Genomic DNA, 18,847 nt, shown 5'->3' on the forward strand with positions numbered 1-18,847 from the left:
TCCTACAGGAAAACGCGATTGCATGGTTTGCCCCGCAAAACTGCGGCAAATCAAAGCAAACGATAATTCCTCTTATTCAAATTCCTATCCCCTGTTAGACTTTGCGCCCTTGTTTTGCTCGTCTTGCAGGATCCCTGATGCCCTCGCTGCCTCTTCGCTTGTCCGCACTGTTTCTGGCCCTGGGCCTGAGTGCCTGCGATGACGCCCCGAAATTCACCCAGGCAGAACCCGGTGAAGCCCGCTCCGGCGGCAGTGCCACGGTGCGCAAGACCGATCAGAACGCGTTTTCCATGCCCTCGGCGAACCTGCCGCCGTCCCGGCGTGTGGATTTCAGCGTCGGCAACAGTTTCTTCCGCAGCCCTTGGGTGATCGCTCCTTCGACGACGACCGCGCGCGATGGTCTCGGCCCGTTGTTCAACACCAATGCCTGCCAGGGCTGCCACATCAAGGACGGCCGCGGTCATCCACCGACTGCGGACGATGTGAACGCCGTGTCGATGCTGGTACGCCTGTCGATTCCCGACGCTCCGGCGTATGCCAAGGTCATCGAGCAGATCGGCGTGGTGCCGGAGCCCGTCTACGGCGGTCAGTTCCAGGACATGGCCGTACCCGGCGTGGCCCCCGAAGGCAAAGTGCGGGTCGATTACACCGCCGTGCCGGTTCGCTTCAAGGACGGCACCGAAGTCGAGTTGCGCAAACCGAGCCTGAACATCACCCAGCTGGGCTACGGCCCGATGCACCCCGATACCCGTTTTTCGGCGCGTGTAGCGCCGCCGATGATTGGCCTGGGCTTGCTCGAGGCGATCCCTGACGAGGCGATCCTGGCCAACGCCGAGGCACAGGCCAAGGCGAACAACGGCATCAGCGGACGACCGAACCGGGTCTGGGATGACGCCGGCCAAAAGACGGTTTTGGGAAGGTTTGGCTGGAAAGCCGGACAACCGAACCTCAATCAACAGAATGTTCACGCGTTTTCGGGCGATATGGGCCTCACGACCAGCCTGCGGCCCTTTGATGACTGCACGGACGCGCAAACGGCCTGCAAACAGGCACCCAGTGGCAACGGCCCCGATGGCGAGCCGGAAGTCAGCGATAACATCCTGCGCCTGGTGCTGTTCTACAGCCGTAATCTCGCCGTACCGGCCCGTCGTGACGTCAACGCACCTGAAGTGCTGGCCGGCAAGACCTTGTTCTATCAGGCCGGTTGCCAGTCCTGTCACACACCGAAGTACACCACCGCCGCCAACGCCGCCGAACCTGAGCTGGCCAATCAAGTGATTCGCCCCTATAGCGACCTGCTGCTGCATGACATGGGCGACGGCCTGGCCGACAACCGTAGCGAATTCCAGGCCAGTGGCCGCGAATGGCGCACCCCGCCGTTGTGGGGCATCGGCCTGACACAGGCGGTCAGCGGCCACACCCAGTTCCTGCACGACGGCCGCGCCCGCAACCTGCTCGAAGCCGTGCTCTGGCATGGCGGCGAGGCGACAGCGGCGCAGCAGAAGGTTTTGTCTTTCAATGCCGAGCAGCGCGCCGCGCTGCTGGCGTTCCTGAATTCCCTTTAACACGCATTCCACTCGCGGGAGCCCGACATGTTCCGTCCCAAACTGTTGTTCACCAGCCTTGCCGCCCTCGCCCTGGGCGCCTGCTCGCCCCAGGATCCGCAGGCGGTCACGTCGGCGGCCATCGCCAAGTCGGTGATCCTGCCGACCTACACCCGCTGGGTTGAAGCCGACCGTCAATTGGCAGTCAGCGCCCTCGCCTACTGCGAAGGCAAGGAAACCCTGGAAACCGCCCGTGCCGACTTCCTGCATGCGCAAAAAGCCTGGGCCGAGCTGCAACCGCTGCTGATCGGGCCGTTGGCCGAAGGCAACCGTTCGTGGCAAGTGCAGTTCTGGCCGGACAAGAAAAACCTGGTCGGCCGTCAGGTCGAGCAACTGGTCAGCGCCCAGCCGCAGATCGATGCCGCCGCCCTGGCCAAGTCCAGTGTCGTGGTGCAAGGCCTCTCGGCCTACGAATACATTCTGTTCGACAGCAAGCCTGACGTGGCCAACGCTGAGCAGAAGAGCAAATACTGCCCACTGCTGATTGCCATCGGCGAACGCCAGAAACAGTTGGCCGAAGACATTCTGCAAACCTGGAACAACACTGACGGCATGCTCGCGCAGATGAGCAAATTCCCGAACCAGCGTTACGCCGACTCCCACGAAGCGATCGCCGATCTGCTGCGGGTTCAAGTCACCGCCATCGACACCCTGAAGAAAAAACTCGGCACGCCGATGGGTCGTCAGAGCAAGGGCGTGCCGCAACCGTTCCAGGCCGATGCCTGGCGCAGCCAGTCGTCCCTGACCAGCCTCGAAGCCAGCCTCGCGGCTGCCAAAACGGTCTGGGAAGGTGTGGATAACAAAGGCCTGCGCGGTCTGTTGCCGAGCGAGCAGAAGCCGTTGGCCGACAAGATCGATGCCGCCTATGCCGCCTCGCTGAAACTGTTTGCCGGCAACCAGCGCACGCTGACCGACATGCTCAATGACGAGGCCGGCCGCCAGCAACTCAACGAGCTGTATGACAGCCTCAACGTCGTCCATCGCCTGCACGAGGCCGATCTGGCCAAGGCATTGGGCATCCAGCTGGGCTTCAACGCCAACGACGGTGACTGATGAGGGCCAGTTCCATGCTGCGACGCCAGGTTATGACATTAGGGAGTTTGCTGCTGGGTGCGGTGACGCTGGGCGGCTGGACGCTGTTCAAGCAAAAGGACAAAAGTCCGTTGTTGCTTTCGGCACGGGACGATACCGATGGCCAGCATTACGCCGTCGGTTATCGGCTCGATGGCACCCAGGCGTTCGCCACCCGGGTCGACCAGCGTTGCCACGACATCATCAACCACCCGACACTGCCCATTGCGCTGTTCGTCGCCCGCCGTCCGGGTACCGAGAGTTACCTGATCGACCTGCGCGACGGCACGCTCCTGCAAACCGTGGTGTCGCAGCCCAACCGGCACTTCTACGGACACGCGGTCATTCACCACAGCGGCGACTGGCTGTACGCCACCGAAAATGACACCACCGACCCGGGGCGCGGCCTGCTCGGCGTGTATAAGTTCGAAGGCGAAAGGCTGGTGCACAGCGGCGAGATTTCCACCCACGGCCTGGGTCCGCACCAGGTGTCGTGGATGCCCGATGGCGAAACCCTGGTGGTGGCCAACGGCGGGATTCGCACCGAGGCCGAAAGCCGGGTGGAGATGAACCTCAACGCCATGGAACCGAGCCTGGTCCTGATGCAACGTGACGGCACCCTGCTGAGCAAGGAAACCCTCGCCCAGCAGATGAACAGCGTGCGCCATCTGGCCATCGCCAGCGACGGCACCATCGTCGCCAGCCAACAGTTCATGGGCGCGGCCCACGAGTCGTCGGAGCTGTTGGCGATCAAGCGTCCCGGCCAGCCTTTCGTGGCGTTCCCGGTGCCCGAGCACCAGTTGCAGGCCATGGGGCACTACACCGCCAGCGTCGCGGTGCACAACGACTTGCGCCTGGTCGCGTTGACTGCGCCGCGGGGCAATCGTTTCTTCATCTGGGACCTGGACAGCGGTGAAGTACGCCTGGATGCCCCCCTGCCCGACTGCGCCGGGGTCGGCGCCGTGGCCGATGGTTTTGTCGTGACATCGGGCCAGGGGCGCTGCCGTTACTACGACTGCCGCCAGACAAACCTGGTCGCCAAACCGCTGGAGCTACCCGCAGGGCTCTGGGACAACCATCTGCATCTGATGGCCTGAATCATTGAAAAGATCGCCGCCTTTCGTACACCCCGCAGGCGCGACCCGAGACGGCGAATCTTTTCAGGCTTTCCCCCCTCTAATACCTCACAACCTGTAAAAACGGCAGTTGGATTACCTCTACACTCCCGGTAATGTGCCCTGCTGTCTCACCTGATTTTCTCCAAGGAACTGGAATATGCTGCGTCGCCGCATGCTGATCATGTTGGGTGTGGTACTACTGATTGTGCTGGTCCTGGCCGCCTACAAAGCCTTCTCGATCTACACGATGGTTCAAGGCTTCTCTGCCCCCAGACCGGCCATCAGCGTTGCCGTGGCCACCGCCACCGAGCGTCCGTGGCAAGCCCGCCTGCCTACCGTTGGCACGCTCAAGGCATTGCAGGGCGTGGACCTGAGTCTGGAGACCGATGGCACCGTCATCGATTTGCAGTTCGAGTCAGGGCAAAAGGTCAAGGCCGGTCAACCACTCCTGCGCCTCGACAGCGCCGTTGAAAGCGCCCTGCTGGAAACGGCTCTGGCCGACCTCGGGCTGGCCCAGCTCGATTACGGTCGCGGTAGCCAACTGGTCGGCAGCCAGGCCATTTCCAAAGGCGAGTTCGACCGGCTTTCGGCGGTGCTGAAAAAGAGCCGGGCCACGGTCAATCAACTCAAGGCTGCGCTCGGCAAAAAAAGCATCGTCGCGCCCTTCAGCGGGACCATCGGCATTCGTCACGTAGACGTTGGCGACTATCTTGCCAGCGGCACCATGATCGCCACCCTGCAAGACCTCAGCAGCCTGTATGTCGACTTTTTTGTGCCCGAACAGTCGGTGCCGAAGATTGCACTCGGCCAGCCAGTGCAGGTCATTGTCGCGGCGTATCCGAACCAGGAGTACCCGGGCACCATCAGTGCTATCAACCCGAAAGTCGAGAACAGCACCCGTAACGTGCAGGTCCGCGCCACCCTGGCCAACCCCGATGGCAAGTTGATGCCAGGCATGTTCGCCAACCTCCAGGTGCTCCTGCCCGACCCGCAACCGCGCATCGTGGTGCCGGAAAGCGCGATTACCTACACGCTCTACGGCAACTCGGTGTATGTGGCCGTGCAAAAGAAGGCCGAAGACGGCAGCCCGGTAAAGGATGACAAGGGCCAGCCGGTGCTGATCGCCGAACGGCGATTTGTCGAAACCGGCGAACGCCGCGATGGGCAGGTGATGATCACCAAAGGCGTGCAGAACGGCGAGAAAGTGGTGACCGCCGGCCAGCTCAAACTGGATAACGGCGCGCACATTGCCATCAGCGACGACAAGACCCTGGCCGGGCAGAACAGCCCGCCTCGCGCGGACTGATCAAGGAATCCCTATGGCTTTTACCGATCCGTTCATTCGCCGCCCGGTTCTCGCAACCGTTGTCAGCCTGCTGATTGTGCTGCTGGGCTTCCAGGCCTGGAGCAAGCTGCCGCTGCGCCAGTACCCTCAAATGGAAAACGCCCTGATCACGGTGACCACCGCCTACCCCGGGGCCAACGCCGAGACCATCCAGGGCTACATTACCCAACCGATGCAGCAAAGCCTCGCCAGCGCCGAGGGTATCGACTACATGACCTCGGTGAGTCGCCAGAACTTTTCGGTGATCTCGATCTACGCGCGCGTCGGCTCCAACAGCGACCGTCTGTTTACCGAACTGCTGGCCAAGGCCAACGAGGTCAAGAACCAGCTGCCCCAGGACGCAGAAGACCCGGTGCTGAGCAAAGAATCTGCCAATGCGTCAGTGCTGATGTACATGAGTTTCTTCAGCAAGGAATTGAGCAACCCGCAGATTACCGATTACCTGTCGCGGGTGATCCAGCCCAAACTGGCGACCTTGCCCGGCATGGCCGAGGCCGAAATCCTCGGCAACCAGGTATTTGCCATGCGCCTGTGGCTGGATCCGGTGAAGCTCGCGGGTTTCGGCCTCAGTGCCAGCGATGTGACCAACGCGGTGCGCCAGTACAACTTCCTCTCGGCCGCCGGCGAGGTGAAAGGCGAATACGTGGTCACCAGCATCAACGCCAATACCGAACTCAAGTCCGCCGAGGCCTTCGGGGCGATTCCGCTCAAGGTCGATGGCGACAGCCGTGTGCTGCTGCGGGATGTGGCGCGCGTGGAAATGGGTGCGGAAAACTACGATTCCATCAGCTCCTTCGGTGGCACCCCTTCGGTGTACATCGGCATCAAGGCGACACCTGCCGCCAACCCGCTGGATGTGATCAAGGAAGTGCGCAAGATCATGCCGGAACTTGAGGCCCAGCTACCGCCGAACCTCAAGGGTGAAATCGCCTACGACGCCACGCTGTTCATCCAGGCCTCGATCGACGAAGTGGTGAAAACGCTGTTCGAAGCGGTGCTGATCGTGATCGTGGTGGTGTTCCTGTTCCTTGGTGCCCTGCGCTCGGTGGTGATCCCGGTGGTGACCATCCCGCTGTCGATGATTGGCGTCATGTTCTTCATGCAGATGATGGGGTACTCGATCAACCTGCTCACCCTGCTGGCGATGGTATTGGCCATCGGCCTGGTGGTGGATGACGCCATCGTGGTGGTGGAAAACATTCATCGCCACATCGAGGAAGGCAAGACACCGCTGGACGCCGCCATTGAAGGCGCACGGGAAATCGCCATGCCAGTGATCTCGATGACCATCACCCTGGCGGCGGTGTACGCGCCGATCGGCTTCCTGACCGGCCTGACCGGGGCGCTGTTCAAGGAGTTCGCCCTGACCCTGGCCGGCGCGGTGGTGATTTCCGGCATCGTCGCCCTGACCCTGTCGCCAATGATGTGTGCGTTTCTGCTGCGTCACGACGAGAACCCCAGCGGCCTGGCCCATCGCCTCGACATGATTTTCGAACGCCTCAAGCGACGCTACCAGAGCATGCTCCACGGCACCCTCAACACCCGCCCGGTGGTGCTGGTGTTCGCCGTGATCGTGTTGTGCCTGATTCCGGTCCTTCTCAAGTTCACCAAATCGGAACTGGCGCCGGATGAGGACCAGGGCATCATTTTCATGATTGCCAACGCCCCTCAACCGACCAACCTCGACTACCTGAACACCTACACCGACGAGTTCGTTGCGATCTTCAAGTCGTTTCCCGAGTACTACTCGTCATTCCAGATCAACGGATTCAACGGCGTGCAATCGGGCATCGGCGGTTTCCTGCTCAAGCCCTGGAACGAGCGTAGTCGCAGTCAGATGGCGATCCTGCCCGAGGTTCAGGCCAAACTGGAAAGCATCCCGGGGTTGCAGATTTTCGGCTTCAACCTGCCGTCCCTGCCAGGCACCGGCGAAGGCTTGCCGTTTCAGTTCGTCATCAACTCCTCCAACGATTACGAACTGCTGCTGCAAGTGGTCGACCGGGTAAAAAAACGGGCGATGGAATCCGGCAAGTTTGCCTTTGTCGACGTTGACCTGGCCTTCGACAAGCCGGAAGTGGTGGTGGACATCGACCGCGCCAAGGCAGCGCAAATGGGGGTTTCCATGCAGGATCTGGGGGGAACCCTGGCAACTCTGTTGGGTGAAGGCGAGATCAACCGATTCACCATCGAAGGTCGCAGCTACAAGGTCATTGCCCAGGTCGAGCGAACGTTCCGCGACAATCCGGACTGGCTGAACAATTACTACGTGAAAAACACCCAGGGCGAGCTGTTGGCATTGTCGACCCTGATCACCGTCACCGACCGCGCTCGACCGAGACAGCTGAACCAGTTCCAGCAACTCAACTCCGCCATCCTGTCCGGCGTGCCGCTGGTGAGCATGGGGGAAGCCATCGACCTCGTGCGCCAGATCGCCCGCGAAGAAGCACCGGTCGGTTTTGCCTTCGACTACGCCGGCGCGTCGAGGCAGTACGTACAGGAAGGCAGCGCCCTGTGGGTCACCTTTGCCCTGGCACTGGCGATCATTTTCCTGGTGTTGGCGGCGCAGTTCGAAAGCTTCCGCGACCCGCTGGTGATCCTGGTCACCGTGCCCCTGTCCATCTGCGGCGCGTTGATTCCGCTGTTCCTGGGGTGGTCGAGCATGAACATCTACACCCAGGTCGGTCTGGTGACGTTGATCGGGTTGATCAGCAAGCATGGCATTCTGATCGTCGAGTTCGCCAACCAGCTACGCAAGGACAAGGGCCTGACGGCGCGGGAAGCCGTGGAGGAAGCGGCGGCCATCCGCCTGCGTCCGGTGTTGATGACCACCGCGGCGATGGTGTTCGGCATGGTGCCCTTGATCATCGCCACCGGTGCTGGCGCGGTCAGCCGGTTCGACATCGGCACGGTCATCGCGACCGGCATGTCGATCGGCACGTTGTTCACCCTGTTTGTGTTGCCTTGCATCTATACGATGCTGGCCAAACCGGATAAACCCTGATTCAGAAAAACCTGTAGGAGCTGCCGCAGGCTGCGATCTTTTGATCTTGCTTTTGCGATCTGGAGATTGCTGAAGATCAAGATCAAAAGATCGCAGCCTGCGGCAGCTCCTACAGGGGAATGCATGCTCTGCGCAGTGGGCAATCCGGCAACCCTATATTGGTGTTCCCGCGATTGCGTGAAGAACCCAAAAAAAAGGCCTCGCAATTGCGAGGCCTTTCATTTTGGCTTCAATCGATTCAACTTTGCGGCCTCAATCCCTGAGAAAGTCCGAACATGAATAACAATAAATCATGATCGGGTCGAGTGGCCACGGATGCCTTCGCAACCCGCGGCAACGGACAATGTTCTTCTGCGCTTATCGAGCTGAGAACCTGGGGGCGTGGTTGCTCCCAGGTTGCCATCGCGATCGATGCAACTGCCAAGGCTCCTACCAGAAACAAACCTCGTGCAATTTCGAGTTTCATCGCTATAAACCCTTGATAGCGCTGCCAAACGCCGTCTCATAAAAGTAGACGAGCTTTTTCCAGTCTGCATCGCTGAACGACGAGTGGCGACGCAACTGTTTCATGTCATGGAGAGCTGCGCGACGGGCCGTCAAACGCTGTCGGCATTTCTCCAGATCGATCAGGGCCACTTCGACCTTGGCCGTCTCACCCTCACCGGTCACGCGAACGAATACGTGCTTGTCGTAAAGGCAACCGTGCTGCCAGCGGCCCTTGTGCATGCGAGCCAGGTTTTCAGCCAGGTCCTTGAGCACTCGGTCGTGAATGGCCTCACCATGACGCTCGCGACCACCAGCGGCGTACCAGCGATCGATTTCCTCGAAGCCGTCCAGCGACTTGGTGACCAGCAAGGCACGCCATTTGTGCACGGGATCGCGCTGTGCCCCACAGAAAACGATTTCCGGAACCCGTACGCCAAGCACCGTCACACCGGTGAGCGCGGTATGCTCGCGCAGTACCGTAGGCCGCCCGAAAGGGTGCTGCCAGCTACGATGGATATGCCCGGTCTGGCGCTTGACGTAGAGCAGTTGACCATCACTGCCCATCAGGCGTTGAACACCGCTTTCCCCGCCGCGACGGACGTTGGGTTCTTCCACCCATTCACCGCGCTGATTCCAGAAGTAATCGAAGCGGTCCTGGGGAACGACTTCCGTTTCTGCTGCACACTGCACTGCCATCCTGTTACCTCTTGCGTAATACGTAAACTCGCCACATGGCATAGAGCGGCAAAAAGTCCAGTTGTTCCTGGATGCGGAAACCCGCCTGCTCAAATTCCTTCTCTACGGTAGCGGCCGGTAACACAAACCGGTTTTGGTAACCTTCCTGCCCACGGGTTTTCTCCGAACGCTTGCGTTTCCAGGCCTTGAAGTTGCCATCGACCCACAGCGAAATGATCACGCTGTCGCGGGAAACCCGCTCGAATTCACGCAGGATAGCCATGCGATGCTCGGCTTCACCGATGTGGTGGAGCAAGCGCATGCAAAAAATGCTGTCGACGGCGTTGTCCGGCAAGGCGATGTCGAATGCCGATGTGTGCAAGGGTTGTACCCGCTTCACCACATCGGCCGGTTGCGCCTGGGTTGCGATCTTCAGCATGGATTCCGAATTATCGGCACCGATGATCACACGGTTGGATTTTTCCGCCAACAAGGGCCAGAAACGCCCTGCACCACAAGGCAAATCGAGGACCAGACCAGGCTCGCCAACCAAGGCCAGCGCCTTGCGCGCCAGTTGTTCGTCACGCCAATGGGACAATCGACGGCCGAGACCTTCCTGGTGTTTGCGCAAATAGCGTTGCGCGTGTTGATCGTCGTACTTTTCTGAAAAATCGAGTTTGATCGGGCCGTCCATCATCAGGTCTCCTGAACTTCTGATAGCAACTACCTTAGATTTTGCGGTGTCGGCGACTGGTCATCCATTTGTGAAAATATCGTTATGGGAAACCCGCAATTATTACAGGGTTTTACTGAATAGATGGGGTTTTCTGGACGGCCGACTCAACGGATCAAGTTCGGGATAGCTCCACCTGAAAACGGCAGCCACTGGGCTCCATCGTCGTCAGGCTGACGCTCCAGCCCTGGTTTTCACAGATCCGCTGCACCAGTGAAAGCCCAAGACCCAGACCTTCCCCACGCTTTTCGTTGCCTCGAACAAAAGGTTCGAACATCGCCTCGCGTTTCTCCTCGGGAATCCCCACCCCACTGTCCTCGACCACAAAGCCCGTACCCGTCAGGCTCAGGCGAATGAAGCCCCGTTCGGTGTAATGCAAGGCGTTGCGCAGCAAGTTACCCATCACAGCGTGCAGCAGTGTTGCATTGTAGCCCTTGGGCTCAGGCTTGCCCGGTTCGAAAATCAGCTTCAACCCTTTGCTTTCAATGGGCTCGCGCCACAGGCCGAGCAATCCCTCGGCCACCTGTCCCAGGGACTGCTGCGGCGACATGCTGGCGTCTTCGCGCTGGGCACGGGCCAGCATCAGGAAGGTTTGCACCAGCTCACGCATTTCTTCACATGCCCGGGCAATGCGCTCGACCTGGGCGCGGCCACGCTGATCGAGACCAGGGTTTTCCAGCAACAACTCGCAGGAACTGGCCAATATCATCAGGGGCGTGCGCAATTCGTGGCTGACGTCGCTGGTAAACAAGCGCTCACGGGTCAGGGCCTGACGCAAGCGCCCGAGGGTAGCGTCGAAGGCCACGGCCAACTCGCCCACTTCGTCGGCGGCATAATCCGGGGCCAAAGGGGGGGCCAGGCCGAGCAGTTGATCGCGATGGCGTACCTGGCGGGCCAGCCGCACCACCGGTGCCATGACCTTGCGTGCCAGGACCCAGCCGAGAAACACGGCCAGCGCCAGGCTCAGTACAAAACCCACCAGCACCACGGCAAACAGCACCCGCTCGCGCTCTTCGAAGTCGCTCTGGTCCTGCAACAGCACGTAACGTCGGCCGTCGACGATCTCGACCATGGCGTGGTACGACAGGTTTTCACGGAAGACTTCGTGAAAACCCGGCTCCAGATGGCGCAAATCCTTGGGCAACCTGAAATCGCCGGGCCCGTTGCTGAAGTAGAACAATTGGTCGGGTTCGGGACGATGGCTCCAGTCCGTGACGTTGTCCATCAGCAACAGGCGCTGCAAATCACCGCCCAGGCCTGCCGAAATCAGTTTTTCCTCCACCAGGTGCACGGTCGCCACGATGCCCATGGCAAAGGCACCCGCCACCAGTGCGCTCATCAGCGCAAAGGCAATGATGATGCGTTGGGAAAGGCTCTGCTTAAACTCCATCACGCCCCTCGGCCAGGCGATATCCCACACCGTGCACGGTTTGCAGCAATGGCTTGGCGAACGGCTTGTCGATCACCTGGCGCAGTTGGTGGACATGGCTGCGCAGGCTGTCGCTGTCCGGACAATCGTCCCCCCACAGCGCCTCTTCAAGAATTTCACGACGCAACACATGCGGGCTTTTCTGCATCAACACGGCGAGCAATTTCAGGCCAACCGGATTGAGTTTCAGCAATCGGCCTTCGCGGGTGACTTCCAGGGTGTCGAGGTCATAGTTCAGGTCGCCGACCTGCAAGGTCCGCCGCCCGCCGCCCTGGGTCCGGCGCATGACCGCTTCGATACGCGCTGCCAGTTCCGACAGGGCGAACGGCTTGATCAGGTAATCATCGGCGCCGGACTTGAAGCCTTGCAGACGGTCGTCCAGTTGATCGCGAGCCGTGAGCATGATCACCGGCGTTTCGCGGCGGGCATCTTCGCGCAGGCGCTTGCACAAGGTGTAGCCGTCGATGCCGGGCAACATGATATCGAGCACGATCAAGTCGTAATGCTCGGTGGCCGCCAGATGCAGGCCCGACAGACCATCCTGAGCGCAATCCACGGTATAGCCTTTGAGCCCCAGGTAATCGGCCAGGTTGGCCAGGATATCGCGGTTGTCTTCAACCAATAGAATTCGCATGGGTATCTCTCCGTCCACAGTAACGGCCGTCGTGGCCCGCGCAGCTTAAGGCCAAGTGTGGCTCACGGCTAGGGGAAGGCTGTGGGTGAATCAATTTGCTCAACCAAAATGTATGATTGACAAGTTTTTCACTATCGATTCACGCGCTGACAACAGCGGCCGGTGAAGACTGTCACGCGATTGATAATAAGGAATAAAAAAAATGGACTATTTGAAGACAGCCCCCATGCGCTTTTTGTTACTGGTCAGCGGCACCTGGCTGGCGATATTTTTTCTGACTCGAACAGTCCTGCTCCTCACGCATCTGGATGAGGCCGGCAGCGGATTTCTGTCGGTGTTCGGTATCGGGCTGCTCTACGACCTTGGTTTCATTGCCTACGCGGCACTGCCCATGGGGCTCTACCTGTTGCTGTGCCCGCCGGCTCTTTGGCGCACCCGTGGCCATCGCTGGTTCCTTCAAGGTCTGCTGACCGTCAGTCTGTTCGCGATGCTGTTCACCGCGGTGGCCGAGTGGCTGTTCTGGGATGAGTTCGGCGTGCGCTTCAACTTCATCGCCGTCGACTATCTGGTGTATTCCGACGAAGTACTGAACAACCTGCTGGAGTCGTACCCGATCGGCACGCTGCTGAGCATCCTCGCCGTGCTGGCCGTGGTCCTGAGTCTTGTATTGCGTAAAGCTTTCAACGCTGCACTCGATGCGCCGTTACCGCCGCTGCGTGGCCGCCTGCTCAATGCTCTCGGTTTGTTGATCGTCGCCGGCCTGAGCCTGCAACTGCTCAGCCAGGACGCCCCGCGCGCCCAGGGCGGCAACGCCTATCAGAACGAACTGGCGAGCAACGGTCCCTACCAGTTTTTCGCCGCGTTCCGTAACAACGAACTGGACTACCCACAGTTCTACAGCACGCTGCCGTCGGCAGTGGTTGCCCAGCAGATTCGTACAGAACTGGCAGAACCCGATGCCCGCTTCGTGGGTCAGGACCCGCAGGACATCCGTCGGCAAATCGATAACCCGGGCACGTTGCGCAAGCCCAACATCGTGCTGGTCACCATTGAAAGTTTCAGCGCCAAGTACATGGGCAGCAACGGCGACACCCGCAACCTGACGCCCAACCTTGATGCCTTGCGCCAACAGAGCCTGTATTTCAATAACTTCTACGCCACCGGCACCCGCACCGATCGCGGCCTGGAAGCCATCACTCTGGCGATTCCGCCAACGCCCGGTCGCTCGATCGTCAAGCGTGTGGGTCGTGAAAGCGGTTTTGCCAGCCTTGGCCAGCAACTCAATGCCGTGGGCTATGACAGCGTATTTGTTTACGGCGGCCGCGGTTATTTCGACAACATGAATGCGTTCTTCAGTGGCAATGGTTATCGCGTCGTAGACCAGAGCAGCGTCGAGGAGTCGGAGATTCACTTCAAGAATGCCTGGGGCATGGCAGACGAAGATCTCTACAATCAGACACTGAAACTGGCCGATGCCGACTATGCCAAACAGCAGCCATTCCTGCTGCAGTTGATGACGACGTCCAACCATCGCCCTTACACCTATCCGGACAACCGGATCGACATCAAGTCCGGCAACGGCCGTGACGGCGCGGTGAAATACACCGACTACGCCATCGGTCGGTTTCTCGATCAGGCGCGTCAGAAACCCTGGTTTGACAATACAATCTTCGTCTTTGTCGCGGACCACACCGCAGGCAGCGCCGGCAAGGAAGACTTGCCCATCGCCAACTATCAGATTCCGCTGTTCATCTATGCACCCAAGTTGATCGAGGCTCGGGAAACTGCACAATTGGCCAGCCAGATCGATCTGGCGCCGACCTTGCTCGGCCTGCTCAATCTGGATTATGAATCGACATTCTTTGGACGTAACCTGTTGCAGGATAACCCGCTGCCGCCACGGGTGGTCGTCGGTAACTACCAGCACCTGGGGTTGTTCGACGGCAAGGACCTGGCGATTTTGAGCCCTCGCCAGGGATTGCGTCGCCACGATGACGCGCTGACCGAAAGCCGCGAGTCCCGGTCGACCGCCAATGACCCGTTGATCACCCGCGCCATCACTTATTACCAAACCGCCAGTTATGGCTTCAAGCAACAGCTACTTGGCTGGAAGGCGCCCAAGGAGGGTGCCGGTCAAGTCGGCGAACGTTAACCGAATCGCCCCGGGCTGATGCCCCGGGGCTTTTTCCTTTGTTCAGGATCCACCATGTCATCAACCGCTGTCCGCCCTGCCCCGCGCCCACTCAACTTCTGGGTGTGCCTGGGGGTTCCCGCCGTTGCGGCGATCATTCTCGTGTTGCTCGAACTGACCTCACTGGACATGGACCTTGCCAAGCTGTTCTACGACCCGGTCGCGGGTGACTTCATCGGACGGCACAGTTACTTCCTGGAAAACATCCTGCACGATCGCGCCAAGCAAGTCGTCATCGCCTTCTCGGTGTTTGCCGTCCTCGGCTTCATCGCCTCGTTCTTCATGGCCAGGCTCAAACCGTACAAGCGGGAACTGGGTTGCCTGGTGTTGTCCCTGGGCCTGGCGACCTCCTTTGTCACGCCAATGAAAGCGGTGACGGCGGTGCAATGCCCATGGAGCCTTGAGCAATTCGGCGGTCATGAGACGTACAGCGAACTGTTGAGCCCTCGCCCGCATACCGCTAAACCGGGACGCTGCTGGCCTGGCGGCCATGCGGCCACCGGCTTCACCCTGTTTGCCCTGTTTTTCGTACTGCGTGACCGTCGCCCGCGCATGGCTCGTGCGGCATTTGTCTTTGCATTTGCCCTGGGTTCAGTGTTTTCCATCGGGCGGATGATGCAGGGGGCGCACTTTTTCTCACATAACGTGTGGACGGCGGTGTTCTGCTGGCTGATTTGCCTGGGGTCGTATTACTGGATTCTGTATCGGCCGGGATTAAAGACTGAGCAGATAACCGAAGCGGCACCGGTCACCGCCTGAGTAGATCAAGAGATCGCAGCCTTCGGCAGCTCCTACAGGGGATCGCGTTCCTGTAGGAGCTGCCGAAGGCTGCGATCTTTTGACCGGCAATAAAAAACCCCGCCTGCTTTCGCAGGCGGGGTTTTTTCGTACAGGGGTAAGGCTGACTTACATCATGCCGCCCATGCCGCCCATACCGCCCATGTCTGGCATACCGCCGCCAGCACCGCCGTCTTTCTTCGGTGCATCAGCAACAGCAGCTTCGGTGGTCAGGATCAGACCGCCGATCGAGGCTGCAGCTTGCAGAGCCGAACGGGTAACCTTGGTTGGGTCCAGGATGCCCATTTCGATCATGTCGCCGTATTCGCCAGTCGCAGCGTTGTAGCCGAAGCTGCCTTCGCCGTTCTTGACCTTGTCGACGACTACGCTTGGCTCGTCGCCGGAGTTGGCAACGATCTGGCGCAGTGGCGCTTCAACAGCGCGACGCAGAACAGCGATACCCACGTCCTGATCGGCGTTGTCGCCTTTCAGTTCGGTCAGTGCTTCCAGAGCACGGATCAGGGCCACGCCACCGCCAGGTACCACGCCTTCTTCGACGGCTGCACGGGTAGCGTGCAGGGCGTCTTCAACGCGGGCTTTCTTCTCTTTCATTTCAACTTCGGAACCAGCGCCAACCTTGATCACTGCAACGCCGCCGGACAGCTTGGCCAGACGCTCTTGCAGTTTTTCACGGTCGTAGTCCGAGGAAGTCTCGGCAACCTGGGCACGGATCTGAGCGATGCGTGCTTCGATGTCGCCGTGTACGCCAGCACCGTCAACGATGATGGTGTTTTCCTTGGACAGGGTCACGCGCTTGGCGCTGCCCAGGTTTTCCAGGGTTGCGCTTTCCAGGCTCAGGCCGATCTCTTCGGAGATCACGGTACCGCCGGTCAGAACGGCGATGTCCTGCAGCATGGCCTTGCGACGGTCGCCGAAGCCTGGCGCCTTGACGGCTGCGACTTTGACGATGCCACGCATGTTGTTCACAACCAGAGTCGCCAGGGCTTCGCCTTCAACGTCTTCGGCCACGATCAGCAGTGGACGGCCGGCTTTGGCAACGGCTTCCAGTACTGGCAGCATTTCGCGGATGTTCGAGATCTTCTTGTCGACCAGCAGGATCAGCGGGCCGTCCAGCTCAGCGACCATGGTCTCTGGCTTGTTGACGAAGTACGGGGACAGGTAGCCACGGTCGAACTGCATGCCTTCAACAACCGACAGTTCGTTTTCCAGGCCCGAGCCTTCTTCAACGGTGATCACGCCTTCTTTACCGACTTTTTCCATGGCTTCGGCAATGATGTCGCCGATGGAGTTGTCGGAGTTGGCGGAGATGGTGCCTACCTGAGCGATAGCCTTGGTGTCGGCGCATGGCTTGGACAGGGCTTTCAGCTCTTTGACGATCGCGATGGTCGCTTTGTCGATACCGCGCTTGAGGTCCATCGGGTTCATGCCGGCAGCGACGGCTTTCAGGCCTTCGTTGACGATCGACTGAGCCAGAACGGTAGCGGTGGTGGTGCCGTCGCCTGCGTCATCGTTGGCACGGGAGGCAACGTCTTTGACCAGTTGCGCGCCCATGTTTTCGAAACGGTCTTCCAGTTCGATTTCTTTGGCTACGGAAACGCCGTCCTTGGTGATGGTCGGAGCGCCGAAGCTCTTCTCGATGATCACGTTACGGCCTTTCGGGCCCAGGGTCGCTTTTACTGCGTCAGCCAGGACGTTGACACCGGTGAGCATTTTCTTGCGGGCGGAATCGCCGAATTTAACTTCTTTAGCAGCCATGATCGATATTCCTTAAATACTTTGAAGTAGCGGGAAAATGAGCGGGTAATCAGCCTTCGATAACAGCGAGGATTTCGTTCTCGCTCATTACCAGCAGGTCTTCGCCGTCGACTTTCACAGTGTTGCTGCCGGAGTAAGGACCGAACACAACCTTGTCGCCCACTTTCACGGACAGTGCACGCACTTCACCGCTTTCCAGTACGCGGCCGGTGCCTACAGCGAGGATTTCGCCGCTGTTGGCTTTTTCAGCAGCCGAACCTGGCAGGACGATACCGCCAGCGGTTTTCTTTTCTTCTTCGCTGCGACGGATGACGACGCGGTCATGCAGAGGACGAAGCTTCATTGTCGATCTCTCCTAATTGTGGTTTTCATCGGCCGGTGTAGTCCCGGCGGGTTTAACAAAGGCCGGCGGTGCCGGTTGCGGTTCGTCAAGCGAACCGCGGAAGTCTGTCTGGCGTGTTCGCCAGAAACCTTGCGGTGACCGTTACATAAGGGCGCATAAGCTTATTACAAGGGCGGGCAGCGAAAAATTTTCAGCTCGATGCCCCGCAAACGAACACGGCACCCGAAGGTGCCGTGTCGATGGGCGTTTTACTTGGTGTCGCGGTGTTCGAACTCGCCTTCGATCACATTCGGTTCACGCCCCAAAGGCTCGCGGGGGGCTGGACCGCCACGGGCCTGGAGGTCGTCGGCGAACGCGCGCTGACGCATGGCCTGCTCTTCGGCGCGCTGGCGCATCTTGCCCGCCAGCAGACGGCGACTGAACGGCAGCAGCATGATCAGGCCGATCACATCGCTGATGAAACCCGGAAGAATCAGCAGGCCACCGGCCAAAGCCAGCATCAGGCCTTCGAGCATGGTCTGGGCCGGCAACTCACCGCGGTTCAGGCTTTCACGGGCACGCAGGGCCGTGGCCAGGCCGGCGATGCGCAGCACGAACACACCGAACATCGAGCCGAGAATGATCAGCAGCAGGGCCGGGAAAAACCCGATGGACCCTGCCACCTTGACGAATACGAACAGCTCCAACACCGGGAACAGCAGAAAGAGCAACAAAAAAGGGCGCATCAAATGGTTCCTCAACGCAAGAATGCCTTGCCAGTTCACCTTAGATGACGTCGCCGTTTCGTGAATTCAAGCGTCGGCCACTTCATTTTTCGGCCAATGTTCGGCGTGAGCCAGAGAAACCAAGGCTTCGCGGACTTGTGTCGGCGTATTACAAGGAGCTTGAAACGGCAACCAGTACAGGCTCTGGCCGATACGCAGGTGCATGCCTTCGGTATCGATGCCGGCCATTTGCGCCGGCACGTTTTTCGGCAGCCCGGCCAGCTCGACGTAATGGGCGATGGCCTTGGCGTGATCCGCGTTCATGTGCTCGACCATGCTCACTTCGGCCTTGCCGGCGAACGGGTTGGCCAGGGTCAGGTCGTTGACCCAATGAATCGCGCCAAAACCACCGATGTAACGGTGGCGCACCGGCTTGAGCACCCAGAAGTCGAAATCGTGGGCCTTGTGATAACCCTGCGACTCCGGGAAGTAGCGGTAGTAACGCTCGGAGGCGGCTTCTATGGCGGCTTCGTCTTCGAGCTGCTGTGCCTCAGCCAGGTAGGTCAGGCGACCAACGGCTTGCACATCCTCAGCCCCACGCTCACCCACGAACAGCGAGCATTTCGGGTCTTTCTGCAGATTATGCGTGTGCTGGGCGATGCGGCTGATCAGGATCAGCGGCCGGCCCTGCTCATCCAGGCAGTACGGAACCACGGAGCCGAACGGAAAACCGGGCATTGACTTGGAGTGCGTCGAGAGCACTCCACGGTATTCCTTGAGGAGCAATTCTCGTGCATGCTTAGCCGCTTCAACGCTCAATTTATGACTCCTTAAATAGAATCCGTCATAAAAACGGACAAGCTGCTGGTGAAAGTCCCAGCATGCCATCGGGGGCAGTTCTCATGTGCAGCCGGGCCACATCAGGCGCAGATCGAGAGGCTCTCTACAAGGAAACCACTC

Annotated in this window: 16 protein-coding genes; 7 read left to right on the forward strand and 9 right to left on the reverse strand. The window is 59.7% G+C overall.

Features of this window, described 5'->3' with window-relative positions; genetic code table 11:
• The first annotated feature begins 137 nt into the window (after positions 1–137).
• The 5 genes from ACEN83_RS24700 to ACEN83_RS24720 all read left to right on the forward strand — a co-directional run bounded on the left by ACEN83_RS24700 (position 138) and on the right by ACEN83_RS24720 (position 8,139).
• Positions 138–1,565, forward strand: a complete 1,428-nt coding sequence (locus ACEN83_RS24700; RefSeq protein WP_495578673.1) for a di-heme oxidoreductase family protein — start codon at positions 138–140, stop codon at positions 1,563–1,565.
• Positions 1,566–1,592: 27 nt separating this feature from the next.
• Positions 1,593–2,657: an imelysin family protein gene (locus ACEN83_RS24705; protein WP_495578674.1), complete on the forward strand. Its 1,065-nt coding sequence runs from the start codon at positions 1,593–1,595 to the stop codon at positions 2,655–2,657.
• Positions 2,658–2,671: 14 nt separating this feature from the next.
• Positions 2,672–3,772 (forward strand): DUF1513 domain-containing protein, encoded by a 1,101-nt coding sequence (locus ACEN83_RS24710; RefSeq protein WP_495578675.1) that lies wholly within the window; start codon positions 2,672–2,674, stop codon positions 3,770–3,772.
• Positions 3,773–3,950: 178 nt separating this feature from the next.
• Positions 3,951–5,099 (forward strand): efflux RND transporter periplasmic adaptor subunit, encoded by a 1,149-nt coding sequence (locus ACEN83_RS24715; RefSeq protein ID WP_495578676.1) that lies wholly within the window; start codon positions 3,951–3,953, stop codon positions 5,097–5,099.
• A 13-nt stretch (positions 5,100–5,112) separates the two neighbouring features.
• Entirely contained in the window at positions 5,113–8,139 is a 3,027-nt protein-coding gene (locus ACEN83_RS24720) for a multidrug efflux RND transporter permease subunit (protein ID WP_495578677.1), read from the forward strand.
• Between the two features lie 238 nt (positions 8,140–8,377).
• Here the strand turns inward: ACEN83_RS24720 and ACEN83_RS24725 are convergent, their stop codons facing one another.
• The 5 genes from ACEN83_RS24725 to colR all read right to left on the reverse strand — a co-directional run bounded on the left by ACEN83_RS24725 (position 8,378) and on the right by colR (position 12,096).
• Positions 8,378–8,605, reverse strand: a complete 228-nt coding sequence (locus ACEN83_RS24725; RefSeq protein WP_015096670.1) for a hypothetical protein — start codon at positions 8,603–8,605, stop codon at positions 8,378–8,380.
• A gap of 2 nt (positions 8,606–8,607) precedes the next feature.
• Positions 8,608–9,321: a lipopolysaccharide kinase InaA family protein gene (locus ACEN83_RS24730; protein ID WP_495578678.1), complete on the reverse strand. Its 714-nt coding sequence runs from the start codon at positions 9,319–9,321 to the stop codon at positions 8,608–8,610.
• A 4-nt stretch (positions 9,322–9,325) separates the two neighbouring features.
• Positions 9,326–9,994 carry a class I SAM-dependent methyltransferase gene (locus ACEN83_RS24735; protein ID WP_033048233.1) on the reverse strand — a complete coding sequence of 223 codons (669 nt, stop codon included), beginning with the start codon at positions 9,992–9,994 and terminating at the stop codon, positions 9,326–9,328.
• A gap of 154 nt (positions 9,995–10,148) precedes the next feature.
• Positions 10,149–11,423 carry a sensor histidine kinase gene (locus ACEN83_RS24740; protein WP_495578679.1) on the reverse strand — a complete coding sequence of 425 codons (1,275 nt, stop codon included), beginning with the start codon at positions 11,421–11,423 and terminating at the stop codon, positions 10,149–10,151.
• Entirely contained in the window at positions 11,413–12,096 is a 684-nt protein-coding gene (gene colR / locus ACEN83_RS24745) for a two-component system response regulator ColR (RefSeq protein WP_007978572.1), read from the reverse strand. Before colR ends, ACEN83_RS24740 begins: the two co-directional genes overlap by 11 nt.
• Positions 12,097–12,298: 202 nt before the next feature.
• Between colR and ACEN83_RS24750 the strand changes: the two genes are divergently transcribed.
• Together ACEN83_RS24750 and ACEN83_RS24755 are read left to right on the forward strand one after the other, a co-directional pair.
• On the forward strand, positions 12,299–14,248 hold the full coding sequence (locus ACEN83_RS24750) for an LTA synthase family protein (RefSeq protein ID WP_495578680.1): 1,950 nt from the start codon (positions 12,299–12,301) through the stop codon (positions 14,246–14,248).
• A 54-nt stretch (positions 14,249–14,302) separates the two neighbouring features.
• Positions 14,303–15,046, forward strand: a complete 744-nt coding sequence (locus ACEN83_RS24755; RefSeq protein WP_495578681.1) for a phosphatase PAP2 family protein — start codon at positions 14,303–14,305, stop codon at positions 15,044–15,046.
• Between the two features lie 147 nt (positions 15,047–15,193).
• Here ACEN83_RS24755 and groL read toward each other — a convergent pair whose 3' ends face one another.
• The 4 genes from groL to ACEN83_RS24775 all read right to left on the reverse strand — a co-directional run bounded on the left by groL (position 15,194) and on the right by ACEN83_RS24775 (position 18,706).
• The gene (gene groL, locus ACEN83_RS24760; protein WP_102698443.1) at positions 15,194–16,840 is read right to left on the reverse strand and encodes a chaperonin GroEL; all 1,647 of its coding nucleotides are present in this window, start codon (positions 16,838–16,840) and stop codon (positions 15,194–15,196) included.
• Positions 16,841–16,889: 49 nt separating this feature from the next.
• Positions 16,890–17,183 carry a co-chaperone GroES gene (locus tag ACEN83_RS24765; RefSeq protein ID WP_007978564.1) on the reverse strand — a complete coding sequence of 98 codons (294 nt, stop codon included), beginning with the start codon at positions 17,181–17,183 and terminating at the stop codon, positions 16,890–16,892.
• 248 nt (positions 17,184–17,431) lie between these two features.
• Entirely contained in the window at positions 17,432–17,908 is a 477-nt protein-coding gene (locus ACEN83_RS24770; RefSeq protein WP_218482088.1) for an FxsA family protein, read from the reverse strand.
• 66 nt (positions 17,909–17,974) lie between these two features.
• Complete coding sequence (locus ACEN83_RS24775) at positions 17,975–18,706, reverse strand: HugZ family pyridoxamine 5'-phosphate oxidase (protein WP_007978561.1); 732 nt, start codon at positions 18,704–18,706, stop codon at positions 17,975–17,977.
• Positions 18,707–18,847: the final 141 nt, after the last annotated feature.

This window comes from Pseudomonas sp. Pseusp49 (assembly GCF_059491875.1).